Origin of the sequence: Rhizobium acaciae (assembly GCF_025941625.1) — a bacterium.
GTDB lineage: Bacteria > Pseudomonadota > Alphaproteobacteria > Rhizobiales > Rhizobiaceae > Rhizobium > Rhizobium acaciae.
The window spans coordinates 235463-252047 of the sequence record NZ_JAPCZO010000005.1 but is presented as its reverse complement, the minus strand read 5'-3'; the positions used below and the strand labels follow the sequence as shown (position 1 = coordinate 252047).

The following is a 16585-nucleotide window of genomic DNA, read 5'->3' as shown; positions in this document are numbered from 1 at the left end:
TTCTCCATAGGGATGCGAGACCGTGCTTATCTACGTGATCAGACACGGCCAGACTGACTGGAATGCGGAGCGCCGTCTGCAGGGTCAGAAGGATATCCCGATGAATGCCACGGGCCTGGAACAGGCCCGGCAGAACGGTGTCGCGCTGGCGGAGATTCTCGGCGACACGGTCGACGAGTTCGATTTTGTCGCAAGCCCGCTTCAGCGCACGCGCGCGACGATGGAAATCATGCGCACCGCCATGAGCCTGCCGCCGCTTGCCTATCGCACCGATCCGAGGCTGGTGGAAATTTCCTTCGGCGACTGGGAGGGCTCGACGATCAAGGAGTTGAAGGCGACGCAGCGCGAGCGGGTGGCGGAACGCAACGCCTCGAAATGGGATTTCATCCCGCCTGGCGATGATGCGGAAAGCTATGAAATCCTCTCCTGGCGCACCGGCTCTTGGCTGAACTCCGTCGATCGTCCGACGGTCTGCGTCACCCATGGCGGCGTCATCCGCACGCTTTTCCAGACGATCGCCGACCTGCCGAAAAGCACTGCCGCAGAAGGCGCGATCCCGCAGGACCGGATCATCCGGATCGAAACCACTGAGCGGACGATCGCCTGGCTATAGGTATTGCCAAGCCCGCCTCTCATCCGCCTGTCGGCATCTTTGCCTGGGTCGAGACGAGTGGCTCGACCCCGGTAAGTTAGTGTGAGGGGCAGCCATCCGCTGCCTATTTGACGATATCGAGATCGTTGATGACGCGCTTGCCGTCGACCTCGGTATAGAAGACGATCACCTTCACGCCGGCTTCGAGGCCGTCGAAATTGAATTCCTCGGGCGCCTGATAGGTTTTGCCGTCGTCGAGCGTCAGCACGAGGTTGGCCGTGTCGACCTTCTTGATGGTCGCCTCGACATCGGCGCTCTCGGCAAAACCGCTCATCGGTGACAGGAAGCTTGCTGTTGCCAAAAGCGTGGCGACGACGAAACGCATGGCGACAATCCTTTTAAGACGCTGCACGAGAACATGACTGGCCACAGATAAGCTCCTGAATATGGCGAAAATTGCCCGTAAGAATGGCTTTTCCCGCCCAATTGATGAATAGGATTTTAAATATAATCAAGATGGTGCGTTAATCCGCGGTTTTTCCCTTCCCGCGATCTCTCGGCATGCCCGACGGGCAATCGTAAATTAACCCGCGCGCCCTACAGTTGCTCGTCAACATGGGGGTTTCATTTTGTTATCCAGGCTCAGCGACAGCAAGCAGTTGCGGCGCGTGTTGAAGAATAGCCGCGTCTCGTTTCTGGTTTCGTCGCTTGTCGCCCTCGTCGTCATCATGGTCGGCTTCGGGCTCGACCAGGCCAATACTGCGTCTTATGTGCGCGAACTTCGTATCCGCACCGAAAACGAGACGAACCTCATCCGCGCCCGGGTCATGGCCGAGATCAACATGGACCTCAGCGTCGTGCGCGACCTGACGAACCTGATCTCCGTCAGCGCGGCAAACGGGGAGGAGATGGAGCGCCAGATCAACTGGCTGCTGATCCAGAACCCGTCTTTCATTCATATCGCCGTCGCGCCTGATTTCATCATCCGTGACATCCACCCGGCGCAATCCGGCAATGAGCGGATCGGCCGCGACGTGCGCGAGGCTCTCTTCTTTCGCAAGGCGATGACCAGCGCGACCGGCAACCAGTCGGCGCGCTTCTACGGCCCGATCAGCACCGACGGCCGGGACGCCTTTGCCATCTTCTTCCCGGTTTACGTCAAGGAGAATGGCCAACGGCGGATCTGGGGGGCGGTCGAAGTCGCCATCGACCAGACGATGTTCTACCAGGCGACCGGGCTGATGCCGGCGCGCGACCGCGAAAACCAGGAGCGCTATCCGCATCTCGGCCATCTTTCGATCGCCATTCGCGATACCGGCTCGCCGACAGCCGCCAAAGCTCCTCCCCCGGCGCCGTTCTTCGGGTCCTCCGATATCGACGGCAAGGATCCGATGCGCCAGAAGATCGGTTTTGCCGGCGGCAAGTGGGAGCTTTCCGCTGTCCCGAACAGCGGCTGGAACGCGATACCCGAAAACCGCACCGAGCTGCGCCTGATCATCGTTGCCGCCGGCTTCATCATCATCGTGCCGATCTTCTTCGCCACCCTGCTGCTCGGCGAGCGCAATCGCAACATCACCGCGCTGGAGACGCGCGAGGCAAAACTGCTGGAACTGTCGCAGCGGCTCAACCTGGCGCTGGAATCCTCCAATATCGGCATCTGGGAGCTGGAGGATCATTCGAGCAGTCTGCTCTGGGACGCGCGCGCTGCAGCCCTGCACGGCAAAGCGGCGGCAGAAGGAAGCCGGGCCCTCGACGAATGGCTAGCGGCGATCCTGCCCGCGGATCGTGAAACCGCCGAAGTGCATTTCTTCAGCTGCAGCATTGCGGGTGCCGCCTGCACGGCGCAGTACCGGATCCTGCTTGGCGACGGCGGCATCCGCCACCTGCGCTCGGTCGGCGCCTTCTATACGGACGCCGGCGGCGTCAGCAAGACGATCGGCATCGTCTGGGACGTGACCGCCGACGCGGAGACCACCGACACGCTGCGCAAGGCCATGGATACGAGCGAGGTCAAGAATGCCGAGCTGGAGCTGGCGCTCGAAGAGCTGTCGAGCCGCGAGGGGCAGCTCGCCGAGCTTTCCAGCCGGCTCGACCTAGCGCTCAATTCCTATCAGTGCGGCATATGGGAGGCTCGGCCGGGCCTCGGCGGCTCGATCTGGAACGAGCGGATGCACGAACTCTATGGCCTTGCGCCGCGCAACGGCTTCATGACCGAAGAGACCTGGCTTGGCTGCATCCACCCCGAGGATCGGGCCTTAGCGCTTGAAAGCGCACGCCACTTCAAGCGCAACGGCGACACGCACACCCTCGTCTGCCGCGTGATCGTCGACGACGGCTCGGTGCGCTATGTGCGCTCGGTCGGCAAGGTCCACCAGACGGGGGCCGGAGAGATGAAGATCATGGGCATCGCCTTCGACGCCACCGAAGACGTGCTGATGACGATCCGGCTGAAAGCGGCCAAGGACGAGGCGGTCGCCAAGAATATCGAGCTCGAGCTCGTCAAGAACAGGATCGAGCACAATTCGCTGCACGATCCGCTGACCGCCCTCGCCAACCGCCGCAAGCTCGACATCGCGCTCGAAAATCTCACCCAGGACGGCCTTCAGCAGCGGCAGAAATTCTCGATCCTGCATATCGATCTCGACCGCTTCAAGGACATCAACGACACGCTCGGCCATGCCGCCGGTGATGCGATGCTGGTGCACGCCTCGAAAGTGCTTGCCAAGAATGTCCGCGGCAGCGACATCGTCGCGCGCATCGGCGGCGACGAGTTCGTCATTCTGGCACTCGACGTCGGCGACAAGGAGATGGCGCAGCTTTCGACGCGGATCATCGAGGAGATGCGCCAGCCGATCGATTTCCAGGGGTTTTCCTGCCGCTGCGGCGTGTCGATCGGCATTGCGCTCGCCAACGGCATCCATGTCGATGCGCGCAAGGTGCTGATCAATGCCGATATCGCGCTCTACCGCGCCAAGAGCATGGGCCGCAACCGCTTCGAATTCTTCAATCACAATCTCCAGGCCGATATCATCAACACCAAGCGCACCGCCGACGAGATCCTTGCCGGCATCGACAACGGCGAATTCACCGCCTGGTATCAGCCGCAATTCTGCGCCCGGACGATGGAGCTGACCGGCGTCGAGGCGCTGGTCCGCTGGAACCACCCGTCCAAGGGGCTGCTCACGCCCGACAAGTTCCTGCGCATCGCCGAGGAGATCAATGTCGTGCAGATGCTCGACCGGATCGTTCTGGAAACGGCGCTGCGCGACAAGGTGCGCTGGACGGCGCGCGACATTGTGGTGCCCAAGGTCTCGGTCAATGTTTCGGCACGGCGGCTGCATGACGGCAGCCTGTTGGAATCGCTCGCCGACCTGCATATCCGTCCGGGCGAAATCTCCTTCGAGCTGGTGGAATCGATCTTCCTCGACGAGAGCGAGGACGTCGTCTCGCAGAATCTCGAGCGCATCAAGGCGCTCGGCATCGATATCGAGATCGACGATTTCGGCACTGGCCATACCTCGATCGTCAGCCTGTTGAAGCTGAAGCCCAAGCGGCTGAAGATCGACCGCCAGCTGGTGCAGCCGATCGTCAATGCCTCGCAGGAGCGCGCACTCGTCAGCTCGATCATCGAAATCGCCCGCTCGCTCGGCGTCGAGACGGTGGCCGAAGGGGTGGAGACGGCGGCACATGCCGCACTGCTGCGCGATCTCGGCTGCGATATCCTGCAGGGCTTTGCCTTCTCGCGGCCGCTCTCCTTCGACGATTTCACCAACGAAGCCACAGGAACGGGGTGGCGGCTGGCGTCCTGATCGCGGCCTGCCGACAGGTCTCGCCCTTCCCCCTCCCCGCCTGAGCAGAGAGCATGGGGCCAACATGCGCCACCCGTCCGTGGCAACGAACGGAAACAGCATTTCCTGAGCTGCCGGTTTGGCGCAAAGAAAGGCTTTTGCCTCGGCGGTTTTTTGGCCTATGAGTGTCGCGCCTTTTCAAGCAATGGCGCGGCCGGCAGCGACCGGCTTTGGCGCGCCACCGTGGGAACACATGTCGCACAATACATTCGGTCACCTTTTCCGCGTAACCACCTGGGGCGAAAGCCATGGTCCGGCGCTCGGCTGCGTCGTCGACGGCTGCCCTCCGGGGCTCAGCTTCAAGCTCGAGGACCTGCAGGTCTGGCTCGACAAGCGCAAGCCCGGCCAATCCCGCTTCGTGACGCAGCGCCGCGAGGACGATCTGGTGAAGGTACTATCCGGCGTCATGCTCGACGCCGACGGCGAGACGATGACGACCACCGGCACGCCGATCTCCATGCTGATCGAAAACACCGACCAGCGCTCCAAGGATTACGGCGAGATCGCCCGGCAATACCGCCCCGGCCATGCCGACTATACCTATGACCTCAAATACGGCATTCGCGACTATCGCGGCGGCGGCCGCTCCTCGGCGCGCGAAACCGCTGCGCGGGTTGCCGCCGGCGGCATCGCCCGCCTTGTCGTACCAGGCGTTACCGTGCGCGGCGCGCTGGTGCAGATCGGCAAGCACAAGATCGACCGCCGCAACTGGGACTGGGACCAGGTCGATCAGAACCCGTTCTTCTCGCCCGATGCGGCGATCGTGCCGGTCTGGGAGGAATATCTCGACGGCATCCGCAAGAACGGCTCGTCGATCGGCGCCGTCATCGAAGTGATTGCCGAAGGTGTGCCGGCCGGCCTCGGCGCGCCGATTTATGCCAAGCTCGACCAGGACATCGCCTCGCTGCTGATGTCGATCAACGCCGTCAAGGGCGTCGAGATCGGCAATGGTTTTGCCGCCGCCGAAACCTCAGGCGAAGACAATGCCGACGAGATGCGCATGGGCAATGACGGCACGCCGATCTTCCTTTCCAACAATGCCGGCGGTATTCTCGGCGGGATCTCCACCGGACAGCCGGTGGTGGCGCGTTTCGCCGTCAAGCCGACCTCGTCGATCCTGACCGAACGCCAGTCGATCGATGCGGAGGGCAAGAATGTTGATATCCGCACCAAGGGCCGGCACGATCCCTGCGTCGGCATCCGCGCCGTGCCGATCGGCGAGGCCATGGTCGCCTGCGCCATCGCCGACCATTATCTTCGCGACCGCGGCCAGACCGGCCGTCTGAAATAGGAGCGCTCGCCCATGTCTTACGACCAGAAGCGCGTCGTCGACGCCATCCGGGCCTTCGAGGCCGGCGAGATCGTCGTCGTCATGGACGACAATGACCGCGAGAACGAGGGCGACCTGATCGTCGCCGCGGTGCATTGCACACCGGAAAAGATGGCCTTCATCGTGCGCCATACCTCCGGCATCGTCTGCGCGCCGATGCCGAAGGAAGAGGCCAAGCGCCTCAACCTCAACGCCATGGTGGCGGAAAACGATTCGGCCCATACGACGGCCTTCACCGTCTCGGTCGATTTCAAGCACGGCACGACGACCGGCATCTCCGCCGACGACCGGACGCTGACGGTGCGCAACCTCGCCAATCCGAATGTCGGCGCTTCCGATTTCGTCCGTCCCGGCCACATCTTCCCGCTGGTTTCCCGCGAAGGCGGGGTGCTGATGCGCTCCGGCCATACGGAAGCCGCCGTCGACCTCTGCAAGCTCGCCGGCCTGCCGCTGATCGGCGTCATCTCCGAGCTCGTCAACGACGACGGCACGGTGACGCGCGGCCCTGAGGTGGTCGACTTCGCCGCGCAGCACGGGCTGAAGCTCGTCTCCGTCGCCGATCTCATCGCCTACCGCCAGCGCAAGGAAACGCTGATCGAACTCGGCACCAGCTTCGACATCGAGACGCCGTTCGGCAAGGCCAAGGCCCATACCTATTCCCTGCCCTGGGACCCGATGCAGCATCTTGCCGTCGTCTTCGGCGACATCCGCGACGGCGTCGACATCCCGGTGCGCCTGCATCCGGAGAATGTCGCCGAGGATCTCTTCGGCAAGAACAGCCCGGTCGATTTCTACATGCAGAAGATTTCCGTGCAAGGCCGCGGCGTCATCGTCTATCTGCGCGAAGGCTCCGTCGGCGTCGGCCACCACGATAACGGCCGCAAGGCCCGCAACCAGGGCCGCGAGGCCCATGCCGAAGCCCAGACGCGCGACAGCGAATGGCTGGAAATCGGCCTCGGCGCCCAGATCCTCAAGGATCTCGGCGTCAGCTCGATCAAGCTGCTGACCAGCCGCGAGCGCCACTATGTCGGCCTCGAAGGTTTCGGCATCAAGATCAGCACGACGGAGATCTGCTGAGGGGAGCTCAGCGGTCGGCAAGGCAGAGACAAAGACCCCTCCCCAACCCCTCCCCACAAGGGGACGGGACTAACCCGCGGCCCGGTCCTGCCACCAAAAATACGCCACCACATGCCGTATCGTCAGGAACGAAATGCGACGGGCGCCACACGGCCGCCCCTCCCCCTTGTGGGGAGGGGTTGGGGAGGGGTTTTCGCGCAGGATGCTGCTGCTCCGGCGAAGGCTTTACCCTCTCCACCCCTCCAGAAACACGACCTTCTCCACGCCGGCAAACCGCGCGAGCCGCTCCAACTCCGCTTCCAGCCTCTCCAGCCGCCCGGCTGACGGCTTCACACCCGGCTCCAGCCAGAGCCGCTTGACGTCGAGCGTCGACTTCTTCCGGTCCGCCTTCATGTCGATGCGGCCGATCAGTCTGTCGCCTTCGAGCAGCGGGAAGACGTAATAGCCATATTCGCGCTTCGGCTCGGGCACGAAAATCTCGATGCGGTAGAAGAAGCCGAACAGGCGTTCGGTGCGGTTGCGGTCGCGGATCATCGGGTCGAAGGGGCTGAGCACACGGATGCGGGGCGGCGCGCCGGGATAGTCGTCGAGCGTCGACAGGAAATCGGCAAAAGCCCAGGATGGCCGCGCCTTGCCGCCGAGCGCCGGTTCGATCAGCACTTCGATCAGTTCGTCGCGATGGGTTGATACCCAGGCCTTGGCCTCATCGGGCGAGACCAGGTTCCAGAAGGCTGATATCTCGCCATGGGTGGCGAAGCCGAGCCGGGTGAGCGCGCTGCGGCAAGCCCAGTCGACAAATTCCTCGCGGCTCACCTCCGGCTCGCGGAATTCGGCCGGGATGACGCGCTCCGCCAGATCATAGATCTTCTGGAAGTTCGAGCGGCCGGCGATGGCGAATTTGCCGGTGTGCCAGAAATATTCGAGCGCCGTCTTGTTCGGATGCCAGTTCCACCAGCCGCCGGAAACGTGTCCATCGGCCTTGATATCGCGTGAGAGGATTGCACCGTCGCGCTCAACGCGCTCATAGGTCTCCGCAAACGCCGCCTCGAAGCCCTCGCCGCGCCATCTGCGCCAGCGTTCGATGAGCACCTTCTCCTGATGAAGGAACTTGTGCTTCCAATAGACGAAGAAGGCGCTCGGCAGGATGGAAGCGTCGTGCGTCCAATGCTCGAACAGCGCACCGTCCTTTTCGAGCAGCGCGGTCAGGTGCTCGCGCCTATAGGTCTGGTTGCGGGAAAACAGGATCTGATGATGGGCCCGCTCCACCGTCTGAATGCTGTCCACCTGGACGAAACCCAGTTCATGGATGAGCTGCAACAAGCCGGCCTTGGTCAAGGCGCGGTTCGGCGGAGCGCTGAGGCCCTGCTTGGCAAGGAAGACACGGCGGGCGTCGGAATTGGAAAGCAGATTCGTCATGGCCCCATCATAATCCGGAAAATCTTCCTAGCCACCCGATATCGACAGCGCAATTTGCTCTTTCATCACCCTCGATTACCCGTATAGAAGCGGGATCGCATGGATGCGAGGGATTGGTTTGGATATTCGTTTCGAAGGCGCCGGGGTCAGTTTCGGGGCGCGGGTGGCGCTGCAGCCGCTGACGCTTGGCATCAGTGGAAAACGCATCGGCGTCATCGGGCTGAACGGCTCGGGCAAGACCACGTTCGCGCGGCTGATCAACGGGTTGGCCAAACCGTCGGTCGGCCGCGTCACCGTCAACGGCCGCGACACCAGCGACGAGAAAACCGCTGTGGCCGATGTCGGTTTCATCTTCCAGTCGCCGCAGAACCAGATCATCCTGCCGATCGTCAAAGACGACATCGCTTTCGGGCTCAAGCGGCGCGGCTTCACCAAGGCGGAGATCGAGGCGAAGGTCGAGGGTGTGCTGGCCCGCTTCGGCGCCGAGGCGCTGGCCGATCGGCGCGCACATGAGCTTTCCGGCGGCGAGTTGCAGGTGGCGGCCCTCTGCTCGGTACTGGCAACGGGGCCGGGCATCCTCATCCTCGACGAACCGACCAACCAACTCGACCTCAAGAACCGGGCGCTGGTCGAAGGGATTATCGCCGGTCTCCCGGAAAGCGCCATCATCATCACGCATGATCTGGAGCTGATCGCCGGTTTCGAGCGGGTGCTGCTGTTTCATGAAGGGCGGCTTGCCGCAGATGCGCCGGCTGCCGAAGCGATCGCCCGCTACAAGGAGATCGCCGCCTGATGCAGTCGCTCTATGTCGAAGGCAACAGCGTGATGCACCGGCTTTCGCCGCGGCTAAAACTGTGGTCGCTGACGATCTTCGGCGTCGTGCTGTTCATCACCGGGAATCTCGTCCTGCTGTCGACCGCCGTGCTGCTGACGGCGGTTCTCTACCGGATGGTCGGCCTGCCGTTTGCGGATGGGCTCAGGCGGCTGCGGCCGATCTTCCTGACAATCGCGGTCGTGGCACTCTTCAACCTCATCTTCAATCCCTGGCAGGAGGCGCTCGTGCCCCTGCTGCGGCTGACGGCGCTGATGCTGCTGGCCGCTACCGTGACGGCGACGACGTCGATCACCGAGTTCATCGACGAGGTGACGGCGCTTGCCCGCCCGCTCGAACGCACCGGCTGGGTGCAGGCCGACGATATCGGCCTGGCGCTCGGGCTGGTGCTGCGTTTCGTACCGGAGATCGTCGGCCGTTATCAGGCGATCCGCGAGGCGCACAAGGCACGCGGGCTGAAGGTCCGGCCGACGACGCTGCTTGCGCCGCTGATCATCTTGACGCTGAGGGATGCAGATAATATCGCCGCGGCGATTGACGCGCGCGGCATTCGGCGGCATGTGAGTTAACGATTGATAAACACGGAATTCATGATGAGCACTCGCGATCTCGTTCTTACCGCCCTCTTTGCCGCGATCATCGTGGCGCTCGGCCTGCTGCCGCCGATCTCGCTCGGCTTCATTCCGGTGCCGATCACCGCCCAATCCCTCGGCGTGATGATGGCCGGCGTCGTGCTCGGCGCCCGGCGCGGCGCGATTGCCGTACTGATCGTGCTGGTGCTGGTCGCGATCGGCCTGCCGGTGCTTTCCGGCGGCCGCGGCGGGCTTGCCATCTTCGCATCGCCAACGGCCGGCTTCCTGATCGGCTGGGTCTTTGCCGCCTTCGTCACCGGCTATCTCAGCGAACGGCTTGTCAACCATCAGCAATCCGGCCTGGTGCAGACGGTGAGCTTCTTCCTCACCGCCATGGTCGGCGGCATCGTCGTGCTCTACGCCTTCGGCATCACCTATCTGGCGACCGTCGCCGGCCTCGGCTTCACGAAAGCCTTCGTCGGCTCGATGGCATTCATTCCCGGCGATGTGATCAAGGCTTTCGTCGCAGCCCTGCTTGGCCGCGCCGTCATGGTCGGCTATCCACTGCTGCCGTCGCGCGCCTGACGCAGAGGTCGATCTTGTCTGGCGAATGCCCCAACGGCTCCTTCGAGGGCCGTTGGGCTTAAAGATATGGGATCTATGCGAAAGTCTCACCAGACGTTCCGCCCGGTCCGCATGAACGGGAACTTCCAAGCCTTCTTTTCATTTTTCCGCAATGAACATCCCTGAAGGAGAACCCATGCCAGGCGACCAGCAGGAGGAGATGGCTGCCTGGTTCCGGTCGCTGGAGCCCATCCGGCCAAAGGACATGGTCGGCCTTTGGAGCGGCGTCGGCATTCCGTCGGGTCATCCACTGGACGGCGTGCTCGAGAATCTCAACTGGTTTGGCAAGCGCTTCCATTCCGGCATGCGGGCGGACGCCCTGCTCTTCCAGTGGAGACCGGGCCGTCTCGTGCCGATCGAGCCAAATTTTTTCCCTATTGGGCTGGCGATCAAGATGGCGCCCCTTGGCCGGACGTTCGTCGCCCGCCACAGCTTCTCGTATCTGCAGAAGCTGCTTCGAGCCAGAGGCACGACAGCTTCATTGAGGCTTCAGGCCCTCGACGGCGTCAAAACGGCTGCGATGGTCTACGACAAACAGCCGATCGTGGACTACTTCCGGAGGATTGACGATGAGGGCATTGCCGGGATGATGTGCGTGCACGACGACCCTCGGCGATTCTTCTTCAAGCTCCGGAAAGTGACGGGCTGAGGCATGTCGCAAACGGCCGGGCGGCCGCCTTCCGGAATGTCATGTCACACGACCATCGAACCCGTTGCCTCCCCGATCTTTCCTCAATCCATGACAGGCGGAACATGCTATGAAAGTAGGGAAGAGGACGAGATGACCGTCATCGATCGAAATCATGTTCAAATCCGGGGCGATGGCCAGCGTGCGATGATCTTCTCGCATGGATTCGGCTGCGACCAGAATATGTGGCGCTTCGTGGCGCCGGCTTTTGAGGCCGACTTCAAGACAGTGCTGTTCGATCATGTCGGCGCGGGACGATCCGATCTTGCGGCTTATGACGCCCGGAAATATTCGTCATTGTCGGGTTATGCAGATGACCTCGTCGAAATTTGCCGCGCGCTCGGCCTGACGCAAACGGTGTTTGTCGGGCACTCGGTCAGCGCGATGATCGGCGTCATCGCGTCGCTGCAGGCACCGGAACTGTTTGAAAGCCTGGTCCTCGTCGGGCCGTCGCCGCGCTATATCAATGACGATGGCTATCACGGCGGCTTCAGCGCGGCAGATATAGACGAACTGCTGGCGTCGTTGGACGACAACCACATGGGGTGGTCTGCCGCCATGGCGCCCGTCATCATGGGCAATCCCGATCGACCGGAACTCGGCGAAGAGCTGACAAATAGCTTCTGCCGCACCGATCCGGACATTGCCAAGGCGTTCGCACGGGTGACATTCACGTCGGACAATCGCAGCGACCTTGCTGAAGTCACTGCCAGAACGCTGATCCTTCAGTGCCGGAATGATGTCATCGCCTGCGAAGAGGTCGGCGAATTCGTCCATCAGCAGGTCCCAAACAGCCAATTGGTCGTGCTGAATGCGAGTGGCCACTGCCCTAACCTCAGCGCTCCCGACGAGGTCATATCGGCAATCCGGCGGTTCGTCCGATGAGCGATGCCGATATGCAGGTCGCCATGCCGGCGGAAGACCTCGAGGACCTGTACGAAAACGCGCCATGCGGCTATCTTTCGCTGCAGCCGGACGGGCGCATCGTCAAGGTCAACAGAACGCTGTCGACCTGGATCGGCATCCCTGCCGAGCAGCTCCTCGGCAAACGACTTCACGACCTTCTCAACACCTCGGGCCGGATATTCTACGAAACCCATTTTGCGCCTTTGCTGCGCATGCAAGGGTTTTTCAACGAGGTTGCCCTCGATCTTGTCACAGTGGACGGCAGAAAGCTGCCTGTGCTCGCCAATGCCGTGGAAAGACGTGCAGAAGACGGTGCCCTGCTTTTCACCCGCGTGACGATGTTTCAGGCTGCCGAGCGTCGCCGCTATGAACGGGAGCTGGTCGATGCGCGCACAGCCGCCGATGCTGCCGGCGCCACCATCAAATCCAAACTCGCCTTCGAACAGCAAACCGCCGAGTTGCGGGAAGAATTCATTGCTGTTCTCGGCCACGACCTGCGCAACCCGCTTGCCTCGATTGCAGCCGCAGCGCGCATGCTGCGAAAAGAGAAGCAGACCGATCGGGCGATTAAGGTTCTCGATTTGATGCAGGGCAGCGTCGTTCGCATGTCCGCCCTGATCGATAACGTCCTCGACTTCGCGCGCGGACGATTGGGTGGCGGCATCACGCTCGAGAGGCGGGCGGAGCATCTCGAGCCGCTCTTGCGGCAGGTCATCGAAGAACTCCGCTTCAGTCATCTCGACCGCGCAATTGAGGTGACGATCGAATTCGACGGGCCGATAAACTGCGACAGCGGCCGGATCGGCCAGTTGGTGTCCAATCTTCTGGGGAATGCCCTGACCCATGGCACACCGGACGAACCGGTGCGGCTCTCGGCGGCAACTGTCGACGGAAGACTGGAGCTTTGGATCGCCAATGGCGGCGCTCCGATTTCCAGCGACGCGATGACACGGCTTTTTCAGCCTTTCTTCACAGGCGAAGCCGGCACAAGTCAAAGAGGATTGGGGCTGGGTCTGCACATCGCTTCGGAAATCGCCCGCGCCCATGGCGGGACGATCACGGTCAGTTCCGATGACAAGGAGACGCGCTTCACCTTTGTGATGCCCTTGGATTGACCCGGGGCACAGCCGCGCCGGGAATCCGGGCAACAAAAAACCGCCTTGAGGCGGTCGGGCATTCTATCGGTTTCAGTTTGATCTAGTCTCCTCCTCCACCATCTCCGCCACCGCCATCACAGCCGCCGTCGCTTGAGGCATCGAACCAGCCTCCACCTCCATCGCCGGAATTTCCTGAACTGCCCGACCTGCGCTTGGTGTTTGCAGCGGACTGGGCAGTGCGCCCTCGTGCCGCCCCGGTGATCAGGGCATACAGGACAAAGCCTGCGATGAGCATGGTAGTCATAAGAAATATACTCAATCAGTCTCCTTCGTTTGTTTCAGGAAATCTTGTTTCCTGATTAAAATAGTAGATTATTTCCCCGCTCTCGAAAATAGCCTGAATATGAAACTTTCATGACATTCTGGATCACGTCAAGCGTGGGCTGTTGCATCAGCGGGCAAGGTCCGCATTCACCGAATCGTCCTTCGACTGATCAATGAGAACATGGAGAATGCCGTTCCATGTGCGTTTCGGTGACCCTGGATCATCGCCGGGATGGACCGGGCATTGAGCCGATGGGAAGGGCGATCACGATGGCTGCAAGCAGCGCTGCGACGAGCACGCCGACACAGGTCGACCAGCCCATCTGATCATAGATCTGGCCGAGTACGAGGCTACCTGCGAGACCCCCGGTGTAATAGGAGGCGAGGTAAATTCCGCTGGCGCCTGCCTTGTCCGTGACTGCGCGTCGGCCAACCAATCCGGTGGCGATCGCTTGGGCGAGAAATGTCCCTATTGCCACAAGCGCCAGTCCGGCCAACACCAAAGGCAAGCTGAGACTGAGAAGTGCCGCGAGGCCGGCAATGGCGAGCCCAAGCGTCGAGATGATCCCGAGTTTTGCCCCTGTTCGGACCGCGAGCTTGCCTGCCATCGGCGTGGTCAGCATCGACGGCAGAAATACCAGATAAACGAGGCCGAGGGTCATCGGCGACAAGCCGAGAGCCACAAGTTGGAAGTTTACATAGGTGAAGGTTCCGATGAAGACGAAAAGGATGAGGAAGCCGATCGCGAAGACGCGGCGCAGCTCACCATCGGCGAAATGATAAGTCCATCGGCGCATGTTGAATGATCCGTCATCGCTGGTCTGCATCATGGCCGACGTCTTTTTGAGGGTGAGCCAGACAAGCAGCGCTCCCGCGATGTTGAGGGCCGCGAAGGTGAGGAAATTGATTTCGAGCCCACCGAACCCGGCTACCATTGCGGACAGGATGCGACCAAAGAAGTTGCTCGCGACATTGCCGGTGACATAGGCCGCCAAGGCGCCTGTCGCCTGGGTTGCCGAGAAGTGTTCCGACAGATAGGCAATGGTCAGCGTGAAGGCTGCCGACATGCAGAGGCCCTGGACGATGCGGAGGATGGCAAAAACCGTCAGATCGTTGGTAAAGGCGAGAGCCGTCGTGGGAAGGGAAAGCAGCGCAAGGCTGATCCAAATACCGCTGCGGCGATCGATCCTGCGACCGAAGAAAGCAATGCCAAGGCCGGCGACGGCCATGCCGAAAGTGCTGGCATTGACGGCAAAGCCCATCGCGGCGCGACTGACCTGGAATTTCTCGACCAGTGCGGGCAGGATCGCCTGGGCCGCGAAGAGATCGACCAGCGTCAGAAAGGCGATCAGCGCGATGACGGCAAAGCGCCAACGATCGGTGTCGGCTCCGAGATTCGCGCGCGGCGGATTGAGGACGTGCTCGATGCCGGTCATGGCGATCGCTCCAAAGGTTGGATGAAGTGGTGCGGCATCTCCGATCTGGCGGGACCGGAGACGCCTTTCAGCGAGCCTGGGAGCGGCTCACATGGATTCGTGCTTTTGCGCTTCCGAGGTCAGGATGTCGGCGGAGTAGAGGACAGCCGGCTCGCTGCCATTGTTCTTCCACCAATGCGACAGCATGCCGAATTCGGCAGTCACGTCGCCGGCCTTGTGCTCGATCGGCACTTTGCAGGTGCTGCGGTATTCGGTGATCGAGCCCGAAACGATCAGGATATTGGCCGGGCGAGCCTCATGCGAATGCCACGGCACGACGCCGCCGGGCTGCACGACGAGCTTGCGCATGCGTAGGGCACTGTTCTTCCAGGCATCGCCCTTGGAGGCGAGATCGATCGAGGAAATGACCTCGTCGGTCACGTTCTTCGGCATCATTTCGCCGGGCTGCATGCCGTTTTCGGCGACCTGATCAACCGGGCATTCGCCGGCATAGGCATAGCCGGTCGGGATGGCGGTGAAGGATGCGAGAGTGAGGACGGTGGCGAGTGTCATGCGCTTGGCATTGAGGTCGAATTTCATCAGAGTTCTCCTTGTTGAGCCCGGATGAAGCGTTCGCGCCGGGCATGACAAGGAGCATGGAGAGTTCGATGGCGAATGAGAAATGCCGCCTCATTCTCAATTCCATAGCCTGAAGCTATCGTGAAACGCAGGGCGTACGGACGCCTCCGCATCACCAGGACACGGAGCACAAATCATTGCATTCGTTATGCTTTCAGTGCGAGCGGCCTGGCAGCGTGGCCCAACCGTACGATTTGACCGCGCTGACGAAAGTCGAGACGGCGGGGGAGAAGCGGCGGCCGGTTACGGTTACAAGGCAGACTTCGCGGGTCACCTCCGGTTCGGCGACGGGCCGGACTTGCAGGCCAGGCACGACCGCGCTGTATTCCGGAATGAAACAGATACCGAGCCCTCCGGCGACAAGATTCTGAATCCAATCCTCCCGTTCGCTCGAATAGGAGACGATAGTGCTCACGCCCTGGGCGTCGCAGAGATCTGTCAGGTAGTCCCAGTACTCGCAATTGACACGGCGAAGATAGATCTCGCCATCAATCGCGGCGATCGGAATCGCATCGTATTGGCCGAGCCGGTGCCCCGACGGAAAGGCCAGCATGAACCGTTCCCGAAACAGCGGCGTCACATCGAAGCGTTCCGGAAAATTGTCGGCGCTCGACATGATCGCGATATCGAGCTCGCCCTGTTCCAGCAAGCCCGACAACTTGGCCGGAATGCCCTCGACGAGTTGGAGCTGGATGCCCTTGTGGCGCATGTTGAAGTCGGTGAGCAGGCCGGTAAAGCGCCGCGGTCCGATCGTGCACATGATGCCGACCTTGAGGTGCGCATCGTTGAGGCAGAGAAATCTCGACGCCTCGGTTTTGACGCCCAGAAGTTCGTCCTGCACTTGCTGGAAACGCGGACGCAATAGGTTGCCGAGATCGGTGATGTGGGTGAGGTTCCGTTCGCGGCGGAAAAGCAGCCCGCCCACCTCGTCCTCGAGCTGCTGAATGGCGCGGCTCAGCGCGGGCTGGGTGACATTGCAGTTCTGCGCCGCGCGCGTGAAGTTGCGCGTTTCGCAAACGGCCAGAAAATACCGGATGTGATGAATATCCATATCCGCTCCCCAATAACCCAAATGTATGCCAGTGCATCTATTCTGGTCCCGCGTGCTATCTTCCGCCAATGCCACTGAATTATCAATTCCATTAGCGAGCGGCATTTCTCTTATGACTGCAGCCGCGCCATTTTGAACGGGAAGCTACACGTCGTGGCGCCTAAAAATGGAGAA

General features: G+C 61.6%; 15 protein-coding genes. 10 read left to right on the top strand and 5 right to left on the bottom strand.

Features of this window, described 5'->3' with window-relative positions; translation table 11 throughout:
* Window positions 1-22: 22 nt before the first annotated feature.
* Window positions 23-613: a histidine phosphatase family protein gene (locus OLZ32_RS10410; RefSeq protein ID WP_017990513.1), complete on the top strand. Its 591-nt coding sequence runs from the start codon at window positions 23-25 to the stop codon at window positions 611-613.
* Window positions 614-716: 103 nt separating this feature from the next.
* Here OLZ32_RS10410 and OLZ32_RS10405 read toward each other — a convergent pair whose 3' ends face one another.
* On the bottom strand, window positions 717-977 hold the full coding sequence (locus OLZ32_RS10405; RefSeq protein WP_003569889.1) for a DUF1344 domain-containing protein: 261 nt from the start codon (window positions 975-977) through the stop codon (window positions 717-719).
* Between the two features lie 244 nt (window positions 978-1221).
* Here OLZ32_RS10405 and OLZ32_RS10400 point away from each other — a divergent pair, with 244 nt between their 5' ends.
* The 3 genes from OLZ32_RS10400 (at window position 1222) to ribB (ending at window position 6847) form a co-directional block, all read left to right on the top strand.
* On the top strand, window positions 1222-4401 hold the full coding sequence (locus OLZ32_RS10400) for a bifunctional diguanylate cyclase/phosphodiesterase (protein ID WP_264420912.1): 3180 nt from the start codon (window positions 1222-1224) through the stop codon (window positions 4399-4401).
* Window positions 4402-4633: 232 nt separating this feature from the next.
* Window positions 4634-5731 carry a chorismate synthase gene (aroC, locus tag OLZ32_RS10395; protein ID WP_130749422.1) on the top strand — a complete coding sequence of 366 codons (1098 nt, stop codon included), beginning with the start codon at window positions 4634-4636 and terminating at the stop codon, window positions 5729-5731.
* 12 nt (window positions 5732-5743) lie between these two features.
* Window positions 5744-6847 (top strand): 3,4-dihydroxy-2-butanone-4-phosphate synthase, encoded by a 1104-nt coding sequence (gene ribB / locus OLZ32_RS10390; RefSeq protein WP_264420908.1) that lies wholly within the window; start codon window positions 5744-5746, stop codon window positions 6845-6847.
* Between the two features lie 225 nt (window positions 6848-7072).
* Here ribB and OLZ32_RS10385 read toward each other — a convergent pair whose 3' ends face one another.
* Window positions 7073-8263: a winged helix-turn-helix domain-containing protein gene (locus OLZ32_RS10385; protein ID WP_264420906.1), complete on the bottom strand. Its 1191-nt coding sequence runs from the start codon at window positions 8261-8263 to the stop codon at window positions 7073-7075.
* Window positions 8264-8381: 118 nt separating this feature from the next.
* Here OLZ32_RS10385 and OLZ32_RS10380 point away from each other — a divergent pair, with 118 nt between their 5' ends.
* The 6 genes from OLZ32_RS10380 (at window position 8382) to OLZ32_RS10355 (ending at window position 13000) form a co-directional block, all read left to right on the top strand.
* Window positions 8382-9056 (top strand): energy-coupling factor ABC transporter ATP-binding protein, encoded by a 675-nt coding sequence (locus OLZ32_RS10380; RefSeq protein ID WP_032987417.1) that lies wholly within the window; start codon window positions 8382-8384, stop codon window positions 9054-9056.
* On the top strand, window positions 9056-9664 hold the full coding sequence (locus OLZ32_RS10375) for an energy-coupling factor transporter transmembrane component T family protein (protein WP_264420903.1): 609 nt from the start codon (window positions 9056-9058) through the stop codon (window positions 9662-9664). Before OLZ32_RS10380 ends, OLZ32_RS10375 begins: the two co-directional genes overlap by 1 nt.
* A 24-nt stretch (window positions 9665-9688) precedes the next feature.
* Window positions 9689-10252 carry a biotin transporter BioY gene (locus tag OLZ32_RS10370; protein ID WP_264397094.1) on the top strand — a complete coding sequence of 188 codons (564 nt, stop codon included), beginning with the start codon at window positions 9689-9691 and terminating at the stop codon, window positions 10250-10252.
* 151 nt (window positions 10253-10403) lie between these two features.
* Window positions 10404-10940 carry a DUF4334 domain-containing protein gene (locus OLZ32_RS10365; protein ID WP_264397093.1) on the top strand — a complete coding sequence of 179 codons (537 nt, stop codon included), beginning with the start codon at window positions 10404-10406 and terminating at the stop codon, window positions 10938-10940.
* 132 nt (window positions 10941-11072) lie between these two features.
* Window positions 11073-11864 carry an alpha/beta fold hydrolase gene (locus OLZ32_RS10360; protein ID WP_017990506.1) on the top strand — a complete coding sequence of 264 codons (792 nt, stop codon included), beginning with the start codon at window positions 11073-11075 and terminating at the stop codon, window positions 11862-11864.
* Entirely contained in the window at window positions 11861-13000 is a 1140-nt protein-coding gene (locus OLZ32_RS10355) for a PAS domain-containing sensor histidine kinase (protein ID WP_017990505.1), read from the top strand. Before OLZ32_RS10360 ends, OLZ32_RS10355 begins: the two co-directional genes overlap by 4 nt.
* Before the next feature lie 527 nt (window positions 13001-13527).
* On the opposite strand, the gene OLZ32_RS10350 is transcribed toward OLZ32_RS10355, so the two are convergent.
* The 3 genes from OLZ32_RS10350 to OLZ32_RS10340 all read right to left on the bottom strand — a co-directional run bounded on the left by OLZ32_RS10350 (window position 13528) and on the right by OLZ32_RS10340 (window position 16411).
* Window positions 13528-14742 carry an MFS transporter gene (locus tag OLZ32_RS10350; RefSeq protein ID WP_264420902.1) on the bottom strand — a complete coding sequence of 405 codons (1215 nt, stop codon included), beginning with the start codon at window positions 14740-14742 and terminating at the stop codon, window positions 13528-13530.
* Window positions 14743-14829: 87 nt separating this feature from the next.
* Window positions 14830-15321, bottom strand: a complete 492-nt coding sequence (locus OLZ32_RS10345; RefSeq protein ID WP_017990502.1) for a cupin domain-containing protein — start codon at window positions 15319-15321, stop codon at window positions 14830-14832.
* Between the two features lie 193 nt (window positions 15322-15514).
* Window positions 15515-16411 (bottom strand): LysR family transcriptional regulator, encoded by an 897-nt coding sequence (locus tag OLZ32_RS10340; protein WP_003545959.1) that lies wholly within the window; start codon window positions 16409-16411, stop codon window positions 15515-15517.
* Between the last annotated feature and the right edge of the window lie 174 nt (window positions 16412-16585).

Coding starts and splice junctions, on each gene's coding strand:
- OLZ32_RS10405 (WP_003569889.1), bottom strand. CDS start 977: ATGCGTTTCGTCGTCGCCACGCTTTTGGCAACAGCAAGCTTCCTGTCA.
- aroC (WP_130749422.1), top strand. CDS start 4,634: ATGTCGCACAATACATTCGGTCACCTTTTCCGCGTAACCACCTGGGGC.
- ribB (WP_264420908.1), top strand. CDS start 5,744: ATGTCTTACGACCAGAAGCGCGTCGTCGACGCCATCCGGGCCTTCGAG.
- OLZ32_RS10385 (WP_264420906.1), bottom strand. CDS start 8,263: ATGACGAATCTGCTTTCCAATTCCGACGCCCGCCGTGTCTTCCTTGCC.
- OLZ32_RS10375 (WP_264420903.1), top strand. CDS start 9,056: ATGCAGTCGCTCTATGTCGAAGGCAACAGCGTGATGCACCGGCTTTCG.
- OLZ32_RS10370 (WP_264397094.1), top strand. CDS start 9,689: ATGAGCACTCGCGATCTCGTTCTTACCGCCCTCTTTGCCGCGATCATC.
- OLZ32_RS10365 (WP_264397093.1), top strand. CDS start 10,404: ATGAACATCCCTGAAGGAGAACCCATGCCAGGCGACCAGCAGGAGGAG.
- OLZ32_RS10360 (WP_017990506.1), top strand. CDS start 11,073: ATGACCGTCATCGATCGAAATCATGTTCAAATCCGGGGCGATGGCCAG.
- OLZ32_RS10355 (WP_017990505.1), top strand. CDS start 11,861: ATGAGCGATGCCGATATGCAGGTCGCCATGCCGGCGGAAGACCTCGAG.
- OLZ32_RS10350 (WP_264420902.1), bottom strand. CDS start 14,742: ATGACCGGCATCGAGCACGTCCTCAATCCGCCGCGCGCGAATCTCGGA.
- OLZ32_RS10345 (WP_017990502.1), bottom strand. CDS start 15,321: ATGAAATTCGACCTCAATGCCAAGCGCATGACACTCGCCACCGTCCTC.
- OLZ32_RS10340 (WP_003545959.1), bottom strand. CDS start 16,411: ATGGATATTCATCACATCCGGTATTTTCTGGCCGTTTGCGAAACGCGC.